13 protein-coding genes, 1 rRNA gene, 1 pseudogene and 1 riboswitch are annotated in these 14,996 nt (G+C 39.7%); of the genes and pseudogenes, 10 read left to right on the top strand and 5 right to left on the bottom strand.

Annotation, left to right across the window (positions count from 1 at the left end):
• Positions 1-498: 498 nt before the first annotated feature.
• The 4 genes and pseudogenes from ELQ35_RS15180 to ELQ35_RS23165 form a co-directional block, all read left to right on the top strand.
• Positions 499-1,461, top strand: a complete 963-nt coding sequence (locus ELQ35_RS15180) for a proline dehydrogenase family protein (RefSeq protein WP_370873497.1) — start codon at positions 499-501, stop codon at positions 1,459-1,461.
• Positions 1,462-1,734: 273 nt separating this feature from the next.
• On the top strand, positions 1,735-2,262 hold the full coding sequence (locus tag ELQ35_RS15175; RefSeq protein ID WP_126865704.1) for a nucleotidyltransferase family protein: 528 nt from the start codon (positions 1,735-1,737) through the stop codon (positions 2,260-2,262).
• A 167-nt stretch (positions 2,263-2,429) separates the two neighbouring features.
• A complete protein-coding gene (locus tag ELQ35_RS15170) occupies positions 2,430-3,287 on the top strand; it encodes a 5'-methylthioadenosine/S-adenosylhomocysteine nucleosidase (protein WP_246026088.1) in 858 nt (285 codons plus the stop codon).
• Between the two features lie 130 nt (positions 3,288-3,417).
• Positions 3,418-3,615 (top strand): annotated as a pseudogene (locus tag ELQ35_RS23165) (GNAT family N-acetyltransferase); the annotation flags it as partial.
• On the opposite strand, the gene ELQ35_RS15160 reads toward ELQ35_RS23165, so the two are convergent.
• Complete coding sequence (locus ELQ35_RS15160; RefSeq protein ID WP_126865702.1) at positions 3,595-3,921, bottom strand: hypothetical protein; 327 nt, start codon at positions 3,919-3,921, stop codon at positions 3,595-3,597. The pseudogene ELQ35_RS23165 and the gene ELQ35_RS15160 sit on opposite strands and share 21 nt — an antisense overlap.
• A gap of 114 nt (positions 3,922-4,035) precedes the next feature.
• Here ELQ35_RS15160 and ELQ35_RS22670 point away from each other — a divergent pair, with 114 nt between their 5' ends.
• Complete coding sequence (locus ELQ35_RS22670) at positions 4,036-4,182, top strand: hypothetical protein (protein ID WP_185861788.1); 147 nt, start codon at positions 4,036-4,038, stop codon at positions 4,180-4,182.
• A 1,002-nt stretch (positions 4,183-5,184) separates the two neighbouring features.
• Here ELQ35_RS22670 and ELQ35_RS15155 read toward each other — a convergent pair.
• Positions 5,185-6,924 (bottom strand): AAA family ATPase, encoded by a 1,740-nt coding sequence (locus ELQ35_RS15155; RefSeq protein ID WP_126865700.1) that lies wholly within the window; start codon positions 6,922-6,924, stop codon positions 5,185-5,187.
• A gap of 402 nt (positions 6,925-7,326) precedes the next feature.
• Between ELQ35_RS15155 and def the strand changes: the two genes are divergently transcribed.
• The 4 genes from def (at position 7,327) to ELQ35_RS15135 (ending at position 12,078) form a co-directional block, all read left to right on the top strand.
• Positions 7,327-7,905, top strand: a complete 579-nt coding sequence (gene def / locus ELQ35_RS15150; RefSeq protein WP_126865699.1) for a peptide deformylase — start codon at positions 7,327-7,329, stop codon at positions 7,903-7,905.
• Positions 7,906-8,134: 229 nt separating this feature from the next.
• Positions 8,135-8,995, top strand: a complete 861-nt coding sequence (gene efeO / locus ELQ35_RS15145) for an iron uptake system protein EfeO (RefSeq protein WP_126865698.1) — start codon at positions 8,135-8,137, stop codon at positions 8,993-8,995.
• Positions 8,996-10,294 carry an iron uptake transporter deferrochelatase/peroxidase subunit gene (gene efeB / locus ELQ35_RS15140; RefSeq protein WP_126865697.1) on the top strand — a complete coding sequence of 433 codons (1,299 nt, stop codon included), beginning with the start codon at positions 8,996-8,998 and terminating at the stop codon, positions 10,292-10,294.
• 23 nt (positions 10,295-10,317) lie between these two features.
• The gene (locus tag ELQ35_RS15135) at positions 10,318-12,078 is read left to right on the top strand and encodes an FTR1 family iron permease (protein WP_126865695.1); all 1,761 of its coding nucleotides are present in this window, start codon (positions 10,318-10,320) and stop codon (positions 12,076-12,078) included.
• 21 nt (positions 12,079-12,099) lie between these two features.
• On the opposite strand, the gene ELQ35_RS15130 is transcribed toward ELQ35_RS15135, so the two are convergent.
• From ELQ35_RS15130 to ELQ35_RS15120, 3 genes are all read right to left on the bottom strand, one after another.
• Positions 12,100-12,531, bottom strand: coding sequence for a DUF4395 domain-containing protein (locus ELQ35_RS15130; protein WP_126865694.1), 432 nt, complete (start codon positions 12,529-12,531; stop codon positions 12,100-12,102).
• 549 nt (positions 12,532-13,080) lie between these two features.
• The gene (locus ELQ35_RS15125) at positions 13,081-13,245 is read right to left on the bottom strand and encodes a CsbD family protein (RefSeq protein ID WP_126865692.1); all 165 of its coding nucleotides are present in this window, start codon (positions 13,243-13,245) and stop codon (positions 13,081-13,083) included.
• Positions 13,246-13,350: 105 nt separating this feature from the next.
• Positions 13,351-14,106, bottom strand: coding sequence for an alpha/beta hydrolase (locus tag ELQ35_RS15120; protein WP_126865691.1), 756 nt, complete (start codon positions 14,104-14,106; stop codon positions 13,351-13,353).
• 63 nt (positions 14,107-14,169) lie between these two features.
• Positions 14,170-14,275: riboswitch (SAM riboswitch) on the bottom strand.
• A 625-nt stretch (positions 14,276-14,900) separates the two neighbouring features.
• Here ELQ35_RS15120 and ELQ35_RS15115 point away from each other — a divergent pair.
• A 16S ribosomal RNA gene (locus ELQ35_RS15115) occupies positions 14,901-14,996 on the top strand; the annotation flags it as partial.

Below are 14,996 nucleotides of genomic sequence, written 5' to 3'. Positions count from 1 at the left end.
ATGTGTATAAGAGACAGAAATGGGGGAGAATAATGAAGGAGAACTGGGAAAGGATGAAGCCGCTGTATTCATTGCCTGAGCAGGAGATTGAAGAAATGCTGCAATCTTTTATACCAGAAAAAAACTAGAGTCCGCTCAATTATTAGGGGGCGGCTTCAGCAATTCAAATTATAAATTGCAAATTGAATCATTGGAAAACCCACTGGTTTTGAGGTAATTCGTATTTGCTTATGAAAGTAACGGCATTGGTCGGCAGCTTATGAAGATGAAGAATTATTTAATGAGTAAACTTTAACATTGAATTGGTTATAAAATCCTTTGTGATTATTCGTTCTTCAACTAAAGTGGGCGCGATACTTCAATAACAGAAGTATCGTCTTGTTTATTGGATACAGACTTGCTGTAAGAGGCTACTGTTAGTTCCATAAGTTTTCCTGTATTTGTTACGACATTTAACTTATAATTTTTATGAAAATTCAGATGGAATGAGGGATATAATTGATTCTTCCAACAATTGAAAAACAATTTGCGGATTCGTTGAAATCCATTGCCCGAAATTTAGAAATAAAGGAGTACATTCAACAATCTCCTGAACTTTATCCGTTATTTTTGAGTTCTGCTAAACGATTTGTAACAGGTGAATCAAGAGAAGACGGAGTATCTATTGGTGACAAACTTATACATAAGGGATATCGAATTTCTCTGGAATTCATCGGCGAGAACACTATAAACAAAGAGGAGTGTGTTCGGGCCAAAGATGAGTTTATCGCGTTGGTGAAAGAATGTGGAAATCGTGGAATAAGTTCTCGGGTTTCTTTTGATCTATCCCATATTGGATTATCAGTTGATCCTGAACTTGCCTATCAAAATTTATTAGAAATGGCGAAAGAAGCACAGTCCTATGGTATTTCTCTTATGATCAGTATGGAGGAATCGGCAAAAACGGATCTGATACTCTCCATATACAAAAAAGTTGTTGTAGAATATTCGAACGTAGGGGTCACACTTCAAGCCCAACTGCATCGAACACTTAATGATCTTAATGAATTACTTAACTACTCTGGGGCAATTCGTATCGTTAAAGGGGCATACCAAGAGCCGCCAGATATTTGTATTCCTCGTTCAGATAAGTTAGATCAACGATATCTCGAATTAGTGGAATTATGTGTTAAAGCAGATCACCAAATTTCAATTGCTTCTCATGATGAAGCCCTACTTAAACAAATCATTGAGCGTGGTTATTTGCAAAACCCGTATGTGGAAGCAGAAATGCTATACGGAATTCTTCCCGAACTCAGTAAACAACTTAAAGATGATGGGCTACCCGTTCGGGTTTATCTAACTTATGGTGTTGAGTGGTACTTATATCTCTGTCATAGAATAGCTGAATATCCACCAAACATTTATGTTGCCATTACGGATGCGATTCATGGGGAAAAAGACTCCTCTCAACTTTACTAAGCCTCAAAGTTTAAAAGTCTGAAAGGGTTGTAAGTTTTTATTGTTCTTGGCAATCCAATAATACTACATACCTGTGAACTAAAGGGCGCATTCTTAGTAAGTGCGTCTTTTCAATTGGGCCATTTGATGGAATAGGGCATTCTGAAGCGAATGAGCTAGGAAGAAGGATTTGCATCGGAAATAAAGAATAACTAATGAAATACATTTTACAAGGAGCATTTTATTGTGATTAATGAGGAAGAAATCATTAGGCTTATTAGAGAAGATAAATGGATGATGGAAATATTAGATACTGCTAAATCATTGAATTTGCCTGATTGGTGGATTTGTGCTGGATTTGTCAGGTCAAAAATCTGGGATGTGCTACACGGTTTTAGCGAAAGGACAACTATTCCAGATATTGATGTAATCTATTTTGACTCGATAAATATTGATGAATTGGAAGAAAAGAATTTCGAGGAAAAACTAAAATCCCTTATACCTAATGTCCCTTGGTCGGTTAAGAATGAAGCGAGAATGCATGTTGAAAATAATATGCCTCCTTATTCTTCTTCTGTTGATGCAATATCGAAGTTTCCAGAAACAGCAACAGCTTTAGGAGTAAAGTTAGATGAAAAAGACAATGTAATAGTAACAGCCCCCTGTGGAATTAGTGATGTTATTAATTTAGAAGTAAAACCTACACTTTATTTTACGGAAACGGAAGAACGAGTGGAAATTTACGAAGAACGCATAGCAAAAAAGAATTGGAAATCAACTTGGTATAAGGTAAAAGTTTTCCACATCAAAAGTCCTTATTAAGCTAACAGGCGCATTCCTTTAGGAACGCGTCTAATTTTCTTTTTGGACATAACGTTTAAGATCAGCAGGAACTTTTGGAAAGGAAGCCGAATTTGAAATAACCAAAAGGGGGATTCGAATGAGAAAAGTCGAAGTGACACCGTATAATGAGGGATGGATTTCGTTATTTGAGGAAGAAGCTATTATTACTGCACTGTTATTATCCGGTAGTTGTAGGATGTAGTTCTCCTGCACAGTCTAAAACTGTACAAGAAAGTTCTCAAAGGCCTATTATAGTTCAAGGTCCAATGCCAATAGAAGCTGAAAAGTTTGCACAAAGGTTAAAGGATGTTAAAAAAGAAAAGTCAGGAACCTTTGAATTTTATATAGGCACTGTGAACGATTATCCTGTAATAGTTGCAAAAACAGGCAAGGGAATGGAAAATACAGCAGCTGCTACAGCAGTGGCTATTGAAAGATATAACCCCATAGCAATAATCAATCAAGGCACTGCGGGTGGCCATGATCCAAATTTAAATGTATTTGATATTGTTTTAGGAAAAAGAACTGTAAACATAGGCTCATTAAAAACAGCAGATAAGGATGAAAACCAAGGAATTGATCCGACTGAATGGAAACCCATGGACTTAATGGCTTCTGAAGGAAGTGCAGGAGAAGATCCTAATGCTGAAAAAATCCGTTACTATCAGGGAGGTAAGGATTTACTCGCAGCTGCTAATGCAGTAAAAGATAAATACACGAAGGGTAAGATTGTCGAGGGTACTATAGGTTCTGCAGATGTATGGAATAATGAAGTTGACAGAATTAAATGGTTCCATAATAAGTATGGTACCTCTGTAGAAGAAATGGAAGGTGCCTCAGCAGCACAAATTTCCGAAGCTTATGATGTAGCATTCTTGGGAATTAGAATACTATCTAATAATAAAGTGAATGGTGGTAAATACAACCCAAACACTGCAGCAGCAAATCAAGAATATGTTTATGAAGTAGTTAAAGAATATATATCTACGTTGCCAAGCGAATAATATAGTGGGTTGCTACGGCAATCCTTTTTTTGTTGAGATGACTAACGGACAGGTAGAAAAAAATCAAGGGGGTTCTTCAAAGATTATGATATGATAATTGTATAATTATGGTGGGTGGTGTGAAGGGGAAATGGGATATATTCAAATAACAAAAAACAATATTGAAAATGAACAAATATGCTGTGCTTTAGGTGCAAAACAATATGAGAAAGCAGTATATGAGAAGAAGAAATGGTTGACGGAGCGAATGAGCGAAGGACTAGTTTATTATCGCTTAAACGAACGTGCAAAAGTATTTATTGAATATTCACCTGCTGAGATGGCCTTTTTCGCCAGGACAACCAAAAAGTGAAAACTTCGTCATAGAATTAGGTTCATTTCTAAACATATGAATTTCCGCAGACAATACATCCTCACCAATGTTATCAACCTCTAAAGAGTAAGTATGAAATTTTCCTTTTTTGGGTTTTACTAAACCTTTACCGTGTTCAGCTTCGCCTACTTGAACAGACGATTGTTTTGTTGTTTGCCTGGTAGGCAATTTATCGAAGGTTAAAGCTTTTGCATCTAGGGTTGTTGCGAATATGGTCATAAGAAATAATGTGCATATAGCGATTATCGTTTTTTTTATCACGGCTGTTCCTCCTAATTTTATTTATACATATTCTGCCCTAAGTGGAATGGACTATGTAGTGCATATACGATACTTAATAAGTAGATATCTTTTTGAAACTAATGGGGTGTATTTTTGAAATCAGCTGGTGAAAAGGCTGATCCAATTTTTAGTAAGGGTGAAGTAGCGGGCGCGGATGATGAATATGTGATGATTTTCGCTCCGATTAAGGATCGCCAAGACTGCGTTCTGAAGTTGGTGATGATATTAAAATCCCATTAACTATAATTGATGATGTTACCACCAAAGAGAAATTTGACGAAAAGGATTATTCTGTTATTCATGTGAAGCCAAATCCAAAAACGATTGCAGTCTTAGAAGAACATACTATTATATTAGAAAGTGAATCAAAACTTTAAGTTATTCAATTAACGCACCCCTAGTCGGAGAAGGGGATTGATCTAGGAACATAAGTTCTAATGCATGAGAATACCAAATAAAGGTTATTAAATGAGTTCAAGTACCAAGCCATGAAGAAGCTATTGAGTTTTATTCAAGTAGCTTTATGAAAAAACCCGTCAAAGGGTACTACACCCTTTACTGATCCTCCTAGAATCCCTATGAAGGCCTTTTCTCCCACTTGTTTTTTGGATTTGGGAATTCATTACCTTGATGAAGATACTTTCTCTCGCTTTTTTACCGGTTTTGGGAATTCATTACCCAGATGAAGACACTATCTCTCGCTTTTATACCGGTTTGGGTCTTCATTACCCCGATGAAGACACTATCTCTCGCTTTTATACCGGTTTTGGGTCTTCATTACCCCGATGAAGACACTATCTCTCGCTTTTATACCGGTTTTGGATCTTCATTACCCCGATGAAGACACTATCTCTCGCTTTTATACCGTTTTGGATCTTCATTACCCCGATGAAGATACTTTCTCTCGCTTATTTACTAAGTTTGTGCCTTCATTGTCTGCGAAGGGGAAAGCTTATTAGGATGGACGCAGGAAAAGTAAAGTCAAGGGACATTAAAGATCTCACCTTGGTGTTGATTATTTTAAAAGTTTCTCGGTGTGACTCAAGGTACGTGAATAAAGTTGTTCAGGCTTTAGGACATGCAAGTAAATTTTAAGGAGTACCCCCGAAGTAAAGAACTAGTTGGTGCCAGCCGTTAATTTATGATAAAAGCTGAGTATTCATACCTATTAGTCAATTGAAAGGAGAAAGCCATTTGCAGGTGAAATAAAAAACCCGAAGCAAATTCACTCCGGGTCAGGTATCAAGCAAGCACAATTTCTTCCGTTTCGATATAAGATCCTGGATTGACAATCTTTTCAACTTCGGAACCTTCTAGTGTTTCTTTCTTTAATAAAGTTTCTACTAATGCCTGGTATTGTTCCTGATGTGTATCGATCAATTCTTCAGTCTGCTGAATGGCTTCTTGGAACAATGCCTGCATCCTTAATTCTTTATCCGTTTTGTTGAAAGTTAACGTGAATCCATCCTGCAGCATGCCGGTATCGACCATCTGTTCAAGGAGATGCTTCGCTTGTTTGACGTCTCCGCCAACACCGATGCTGTGTTCTCCTAAAAACATCCGCTCCGCAACACCACCGGCAAGGATCATTTTTACCTGATCCAATAATTCACTTGTGGTAGAAAGGTGAAGCTCCTTCTGAATCGGAGCGACATATCCGAGGGCTTCGCCACGCGGAATGATTGTAGCCTTCCTGACAGAACCCGGCTTTGTCAAAGCGGCTATTAGAGCATGGCCGCTTTCATGAATTGCGACTCTCCGCTTTGTTCCTTGATCATTAAGGGCACGTGATGTGCTGCCTAAGATTGTCCGGTCGATCGCATAATCCATATCTTCCTTCCGAATCATGTCCTGGCCGTCCCTCAGTGCTCTTCTACTGGCCGTTTCGAAAAGAGAACTTATATCAGCCCCGGAAAAACCGGATGTGCTCTCTGCCAGTACATCTAAAGAGTTTAGGACATCTGCCGCAAGCTGTTTGCCATTGGTATGAATGGAGATAATTTCCATTCTTCCCTTTGTGTCGGGAAGCGGGACCTGGAATGAGAAATCAATCCGTCCTGGGCGAAGGAAGGCTTCATCTAGCATATCTTTTCTATTTGTAGCAGCAATGAATAAGATTCCGTCATTGTCATGACCGCCGTCTAATTGAACAAGCAACTCGGTAAGCGTCTTTTCTCCTTCTTCGCCTCCGTTCTGTTTACGCCTGCCAGCAAGTGCATCAACTTCATCGATAAAGATAACTGCCGGTTTTTGCTTTCTGGCCGCCTGGAACAGGCTTCTGACCCGGGCGGCACCGACGCCAACAAACATTTCGTTAAAAGCCGAACCGCTTGTGGAAAAAAAATTCGCTTCCATTTCTTTTGTAATCGCCTGGGCAAGCAAGGTTTTTCCTGTGCCCGGGGGTCCGTATAATAAAATGCCTTTAGGGGGCTTGATACCCAGTATGGCTGAACGATCAGGTTCTTTTAAGATCGAGAGAGTTTGAAGTATTTCTTCCTTCATTTCGTCCTGAAGACCGCCAACATCATGCAGTGTAATGGAAGGGAGAGGTCTCGCGGTAGAAATGCTGTGCTTCATCTTGCTTGCACCAACGCCGTCCTTTGCTTTCTTTTTGATAAGAATTGCTGCCGCCATTATTAAGGCAACTAAGCCCCCAAAAATCCAGGGACTGTACCGGCTGTTGGTTGAGTATGAGTATTGCACATTATATTTCTCGATTAATTTGTTAACCATCTGACTGTTTGGTGGAACATGAGAAATATATTTTCCGTCATCTGTAGTTAAATAGATAACACCGTTTCTATTTTCTTCTAGAGTAACAAGCTTACCATTTTCCGCTTGTATTGTTTTTTCTAAGGAAGAAAAAGGAATGGAGGTTTCCTTAGTATTTCCATAAATGTACCATGAGGTACCTGCAAGTATTATTACGGACGTCACAAAAACGGGCAATAACATCGACACTAATTTTGAGTTAGCTTTCATTTACTCATCTCCCTTAAAGATAAGATACATACAGTATAGAAAATTCAGTATACTACTGTATAGGATATTTTACTGTTTCAAACTAGTAATTTGTGGGAAGTGCAAGTATGCAAGCAGGTGAATATCCAGCATGTTGGACAAAATTATTGTTCAAATGATAAAGTGATACAATCAAAAGCCCGTCTTATGCAAGTTTTGGGCTTTATTTAATGAATAGATGGCACTTACCTTTTTAAGTGAGGGTAAAATAGAGAATAATAAATTAGGAATCACGCAAAATATGCTGGCAACTGCGTCGTTGTCATGCAGACGATAAATTGCATCAATAAGTACGACCCAACGGTGGGGCTGGTTTTAACATGGCTAAAACATTACATGTAAAGGTAGATGAATTGTTTTTTTATGAGTAAATTTACGAGCAGCTATACAATCACAATGAAGGATATAATAAAAGAAGGGGATCCGATTTTACGCCAGGTTATTGGAGTAATCAGCCTGCCGCCAAGTGAGGAAGACAAAGAAGAGCTCGCTTGCATGATGCAGTTTCTGAAGAACAGCCAGGATCCTGCTATTGCAAAGAAATATGGACTGCGTGCAGGCGTGGGGTTGTCAGCCAATCAAATCGGCCTTAATAAAAGGATGTTTGTTGTGTATTTTACCGATGAAAAAGGCAAGCTTTATGAATATGCGTTAATTAATCCGAAAATCACCAGCACATCGACAACAATGGTCTATTTACCTCAAAGCGAGGGCTGCCTTTCTGTCGATCGTGAAATACAGGGATATGCCCCGAGGTATGAAAGGATCAAAATGAAGGCATATGACATGGCAGGCAATGAACTGAACTTACGCTTTAAAGGATTTCCGGCCGTTGTCATTCAGCACGAACTCGACCACTTGAATGGTATTATGTTCTATGACCGAATCAATAGTGAAAATCCTTTTAAGCTTCCTGAAAACGTGGAAATTAAAAGTATCTAATAAAACCGCCTGGATCATTTCCAGGCGGTTTTATTAGATAGAAATGAGAAATCCTGTAAATCTCCGATTGCAAAAAAGCCGGGTTTTTTTTAACCAACTAGAATGAAGCTAAAAAAGAGTTTGCAAAAAAAGGTAGAATACTTTTTAAATTCCAATTGAAAATGATTATCAATATCTGTTAGAATAAAACCATAAAAATAAACCTATATATTAAGAGGAGAATTACTAAATGACGACATGGAAAGCACCTTTGGCAGTCTTGTTATCTACCAGCCTATTATTCGGCTGTTCACAATCTAAAGAGGATGCCTCAGCTGAAAAGGAAAAAGAATCAGCACCTGCCAAGTCAGTGGCCGCTTCAAGTAAATTGGACGGAGTGACGGCAAAGTACCGTGAATATGCGTTGGGTGAAATTGAAGCCTTTGTAACATCTACAGAAGAATTCACCAATGCAGTAAAATCGGGCGATATCAACAAAGCAAAAGAAGTATATGGACCTGCACGTATGCATTACGAACGTGCAGAACCGATTGCGGAAGTATTTGGTGACCTTGATCCAAAAATTGACGCCCGTGAAGGGGATGTTCCTGAAAAGGAATGGACCGGCTACCACCGTATTGAAAAAGGGCTCTGGATTGAAAATACGACAAAAGGCTATGAAACCTATGCGGAGCAACTAATGAAGGATGTGACCCTTCTGCGCGCTAAAGTAGAAACAGTGGAGGTTACTCCCGAACTATTGATCACCGGTGCGGTCGACTTATTAAATGAGGTATCCACTTCAAAGGTAACCGGTGAAGAAGATCGTTACTCCCATACTGATTTATATGACTTTGCGGCAAATGTCCAGGGAGCCGAGAAAATCTACCAGCTGTTAAATCCAGCTTTAAAGGAAAAGGATGAGGCACTTTCTGCCGATATCCAAAAACGTTTTGATAATGTTTATAATCTATTGAACCAACACAAAAAGGGCGATGGATACAAGCTCTATACAGAATTAACAAAGCCGGAAGTAAAACAGTTAAGCCAGGCAATTGATGCCCTTGCAGAACCGCTTTCTCAAATAGGAATTGTAACGGAGGAATCCTAATTGGAAAAGAAACCACAAAGCAGTACAGAAGAATCTTCTATTTTCGATAAAAAGGTCTCAAGAAGGAACGTGCTTAAAACAGCCGGTGCCGGCGGTGTAGGTATGTTAATTGGTGCCTCGGGAATCGGCGGTCTGCTGTCTTTGTCGGATACAACGGTAACAAAAGGCGAGACAATCAAGGACGTTATTCCTTTCTACGGCAAGCATCAAGCTGGAATTACCACCGAAACGCAAAACCATTTATATTTTGCATCGCTTGAAGTAACAGCTGGAAGCCGTGAGGAGCTAATCCAATTATTTAAAGATTGGACAGAAGCGGCGGCAGCCATGACTGAAGGCAAGGCTGTTGGCGACCATTCCGGGAACCACTTTCTTCCCCCTAAGGATACTGGCGAAGCAGCGGGCCTGTCTCCTTCTAATTTGACAATTACATTTGGTGTAGGACCTGAGCTTTTTGAAAAAAACGGCAAGGACCGATTTGGTTTAAAAGGAAAAAAGCCAAAGGAACTGAAGGACCTGCCAAAGTTTCCGCTCGATTCTTTGGAAGATAAGTGGAATGGCGGCGATATTTGTATACAGGCGTGTGCTGATGACCTTCAGGTTTCTTTCCACGCAATCAGGAACCTGGTTAGAATTGCACGAGGAAAAGCAGTTATTCACTGGGCACAGACTGGTTTTCAACGTACAAAGCAGGCTGACTCCAAAAAGGAGACGCCTAGGAATCTATTTGGTTTTAAAGATGGTACGGTCAATCCAAACGTACAAAAAGAGACAGAGATGGATCAGCAGGTTTGGATACAGTCCGGTGATGGTGCAGACTGGCTTGCTGATGGAAGCTATATGGTCGTAAGGCGTGTCCAGATGTATATCGAAGTCTGGGATCGTTCTACACTGCGCGACCAGGAAAATACGTTTGGCCGACATCGGGACAGCGGTGCCCCGCTGGGACATAAAAATGAATTTGATAAAGCAGATTACAATAAAAAAGACGAAAATGGCCAGCCTGCCATTCCGACTAATGCCCATATGCGTTTAGCCCATGGCGATGGAAAACAGCAAATACTGCGCCGAGCCTATTCGTATGCAGATGGAATGGATCCCCAAACAGGCAGCTTCGATGCAGGGCTTTTATTTATCTGTTTTCAGCGCAATCCGGAAAAGCAGTTTATTCCCATGCAACAACGCCTGGCCAAAAATGATAAATTAAATGAATACACCGTCCATAAAGGCAGTGCGATGTTCGCCTGTCTGCCGGGTACCCAAAAAGGCGGTTATATCGGGGATACACTATTTTCCTGATCTTTGTAGGGAGAGATAAAGGTATGCGAGCAGTAAATAGAAATAGGCACCTGTTAATGATAATAGCTTTCTTGATGTTGTTTTCTTTTTTTATGCCGCATGGACAGGCAGCAGAAAACCACGATGAACTATTCGTTTATATAGGCGACAGTTTAATGAAGGCCAAAGAAGGAGACCTCGAAGCTGTCTCGAAAAATATCGATTCTTTTGACACAGAATGGAAGGCCATAAAAAAACCGGACAGCAAACAGGCCGAAGCGGTCGACCAAAACATTGAGAAAGTGAAAAAGGCAATACAAAAAGGCGATACGGAAGAACTTAATTCACCTCTTTCTGCCTTGTCCAATTCCGTAGTTCAATATGAAAAAGAGCAAAATCCGGTGGACAAAGAAAAAGAAAAAAAACGTCTAAAAGCCTTGTTGCCATTGCTGGATGAAATGGCCTCAACGGTTTCCGCTGGTGACATTGCAAAAGTAAAAAGCCAATATGGGGGTTTATTGAATAAATGGACAGCTGCTGAAAAAATCGTCCGGATTGAAAGTGTCGCTTCCTATGGGGAAATCGAGAAATATATGGCGCTTATCCGCATTGCAATCACACAAGAGCCGGCAGACCAGGAAAAAGCCGCAACAAACATAAAAGAATTGAAGCGTTCCATAAATAATTTTCTTTCAGGAAATGTAAAGCAAGCAAGGCATGCAAGTTATTCGCTTTCAGACGTCACACAGCTTCTGACGGATAGCATGAACAGTATCGAAGACCAAGACCTGGATACTGCGAGCAGCAAATTAAATGAAATATTGAATATCTGGCCAATGGTCGAAGGTGACGTGAAAACACGGGACAATAAGCTTTACAGTGATGTGGAAACGAAGGTCCCGACCGCGATCAGCTTTCTGGAGTCCAAAAAGGCTAACACGGAAGAAGCGAAGTCTATTATTGAGGATTTAAATGACCGCCTTCGCCCGTTAACAGAGAAAACAAGCTATTCGGTTTGGGATGCAGCCCTTATCCTGCTTCGGGAAGGCTTGGAAGCCTTGCTGATCGTTGCAACATTACTTTCTTTCTTGAAGAAGGTAAACCAGGCCGACAAGCAAAAGTGGATCTGGTTCGGTGTTGCTGCCGGGCTGCTGTCAGGTGCAATACTCGCTGTCATTATTAATATGCTATTCTCACAGCTCAATGCAGCTTCAAACCGGGAATATATTGAAGGTGTTACCGGGATTGTTGCCGTAATCATGATGCTTACCGTCGGGGCCTGGCTGCACAGTAAATCCAATATCGGCAGCTGGAGCCGTTATATTAATAAGCAAATGGGAGAGGCCATCGCAACGGGAAATTTATTTTCATTTGCACTTATCAGCTTTTTATCTATATTCAGGGAAGGCGCAGAGACAATCATTTTCTATACGGGGATGGCACCTTACATGAGCCTGGACCAGCTTTTGATTGGAATCGGGATCGCCCTTCTGATATTGTCTATCATTGGGTATTTAATTATCAAATACAGTGTGAAAATTCCTATTTCATTATTCTTCACGGTTGCTACTGTGTTGATTTATGTAGTGGCTTTCAAGATACTCGGCATGAGCATCCATTCCCTGCAGGTTTCACAAGCAGTAGCCACTCATACGATTCATCCATTCCCGTTCATTGAATGGCTTGGATTATATCCAACCTGGGAAACGCTTGTGCCGCAAATCATCCTGCTGGTCATCATTCTTATAATGACAAATTGGATTAACAGAAAAAATCAAACCCAAACAAAAGAAGTTCCCCAATAATGGGGAACTTCTTATTCTTATTTATGGCTGGCGCAGCGATCTGCGGTACATATATTGTTTCCACTGGAAACGGATAAAACAGCCAATGCAAAAGCCCAGGATCGCGACAAAAGCAGCCATTGCTACCATGATCGTAGAAGCATAAGCAAGGATGGTCCAGTCCAGTAAAAAACCAATGAGGCCGAGAGCCAAACAAACAACGGAAATAAATTGATTAAATTGCTGCTGATCATATTCTTCAGGAATATATTCAGAAGGTTTTTGTTTTAGGAATAACTTTGCAAAACGCATGACAGGATTGAAGTCAACAAGCAAGCCAAGCAATCCTGCAGCTAAAGGGATGGCGAGGATCCATTCCTGGCCTGTAATCCAGGAAGCAACAACGCTTGCTACAATAAACCATTGATTGGTTCTAACCAGAGGCCGGGGAACTGTTCGCATTTCCTTTTCCATATATAACTCACACCTTTCTGATGGGTTTTATGAAGTTACTTTATTTTATAATCTATATGGAAATTTGTGAAGGATAATGCTTGAAAAAGATATTGATATTGTTTATAATAATTATAAATAAATATTGATTATAACTTTAAAATGGGTATAATAAATATATAACAAATGCTACAAAAAGATATTGATTATAGTTGTCTCTTACTATTAAAACAGTTTGGGGGAAGAAACATGCAAGCAAAGATATGTAATACGTGCGGTAAACCAATGAAGAAATTAAAACATTCGATTCTTTGCGATTGCGGGCCGAGAATCTTAACAGACCGCCATGCTGTGAAGGAGAAGAAATAATTATAAACCGCAATTTCACTTAAGTTTATCCTCAGCCACTGTCCCGCTTCCATTTATTATTCTCATACAGGATTACCGATCTTCCAGTTATTAAATGAAGATCGGTTTTTTATTATGTAACTGCAAATTGAACGGAATGCTGAGGGAGTAATAACAAAAGACTGCCCGAGAATTTAATTCCGGACAGTCTTTTCGTTTCCATCATTCTTTTAGCTTACTGATTCCTTCCTGGATTTTTCCTTTTAATTTATCCTTTTTCCCTTCTGACTGAAGCTCAGGGTCGTTTTTAGCATTTCCAGCCTGATCTTTTGCTTCGCCCTTCACTTTGTTAACTGTGCTTTTTACCTTTTCTGATAAATTACTCATTAATGATTCCTCCTTAATAGTCGTTTCTGTACATATACCCGTGAATCGACTTATACAAACACGATAGGAAGGGATTACGGTTAAGTATGCTGTTGAAACACACTCCTATGGCACAAGGGTGATATTGCACCGCACCTTCATAAAGGAAATCGCCTCTTCAGCAATCTTATCCCTGTCATAGTCAAGGGAGGCGACATGATAGGAATTATTAAGTGAAATCATAGTCTTGTCCTTTGAAGATATAAGATGGTAAATTTCATAAGAACAATGTGCTGGAACAACATGATCCTCCGGGGAGTGAAATAACAGAACCGGACAAGTTACTTTCTGTAAAGCTATTTTCACTCTGTCCATTAGGAAAAGAAGCTCATTAACTGCTTTAACCGGGACTCGTTGGTAAGTGATTTCAACAGCTTCGGAATTTCTGATATCCGGTTTTCCATCGGGAATGAACCTTGGCGAAGAAAGATGCCTGTAAGGTTCGTAATCGGGAACCTTTAAAGCTGCATTTATGGCTATCACTCCATCGCAATCAACCTTTCCGGCTAAGTCAAAAGCTAAGGCCCCGCCCATTGATTGACCGATTACAAAAACTTTGCGGCATGTTTGTTTTAGCAATCGATATCCATCCTCAACATCTTTCATCCAATCGTCCTGGCAACACGATTCCATTTCTTCTTCGTGGGTGCCATGTCCCTTTAATCTTAAGGAATAAACCGTAAAACCATGTTTTGCGAATCTTTCACACAGATATTGCATGCTCTGGGGAGTTCCGTTAAATCCGTGGCAGATTAGTATTCCAACTGAGTTGCCGGATAGAAAATATGCTTCGGCGCCGGGGATAACCTTTGACTCTTTCATTTAAAATCTCCTTTCAAATAAAAAACTCTCTTTGCCTGGCATCAAAGAAAGTTTTTTAAACAAATCTTATCAACCAAAGCAAGCGCTTTGCTTGCAGAAGCACCTTTTCGATGGAGGCTGCTGTGAAGTAAGTCATGGAGCCAGATCTCTTATTCACTCTTGATAACTATGAAAATATCATCTAAAAATTATTTGGTATACAAATGTTAAATAAATTAATCATATAAAATTACTTGGTTTTATACTAACATGCCATGTAATTATATGTAAATGGCTAAAGAGGCGAAAGATAATTTTAATAATGTAGGAAAGATGTGTGCCATAAAAAAGTCTATTATAAAGAAAAAAAGTAGAAATACTCATGATAAAAATGTTCCAGAATAGGCTTGACATTCATGAAGAATGCCATTAATATAAGTAAGCCGCTAATACATTAGCTAAGCAACCTAACAAAAACTATCTGGTTTTAATCTAGATTCCGTCTTAATTAAAAAGGCGCTGAAGCTAGACGCCAGTTCACATTGAAAAAGTTATCCTTTTTCTTAAAAAAGAGTGTTGACTTCTTCTCTAAAAAGCGGTAAGATGAGTTGGTCGCTGAAAAACGCAGCGATTTAAAATAAGTTGAAAACTTCGCAGAAGTTCACAACTGCACGAAGATGTGCTATGATAGCAAAGTCGCTTCTGAGAGAAGCTGCAAGAAATTGCTCTTTGAAAACTGAACAAAACAAAGCGCCAACGTTAATTTTAAAAGTGAGCAAACACTTCAAAAAATTGTAATGAGCAAGTCAGACATTTCTTCGGAGAGTTTGATCCTGGCTCAGGACGAACGCTGGCGGCGTGCCTAATACATGCAAGTCGAGCGGATTTTCGGGAGCTTGCTCCTGAAAATC

The organism is Peribacillus cavernae (genome assembly GCF_003989135.1).
GTDB lineage: Bacteria > Bacillota > Bacilli > Bacillales > DSM-1321 > Peribacillus > Peribacillus cavernae.
The sequence above is the reverse complement of the archived record's forward strand: the minus strand, read 5'-3'. Positions and strand labels throughout refer to the sequence as shown.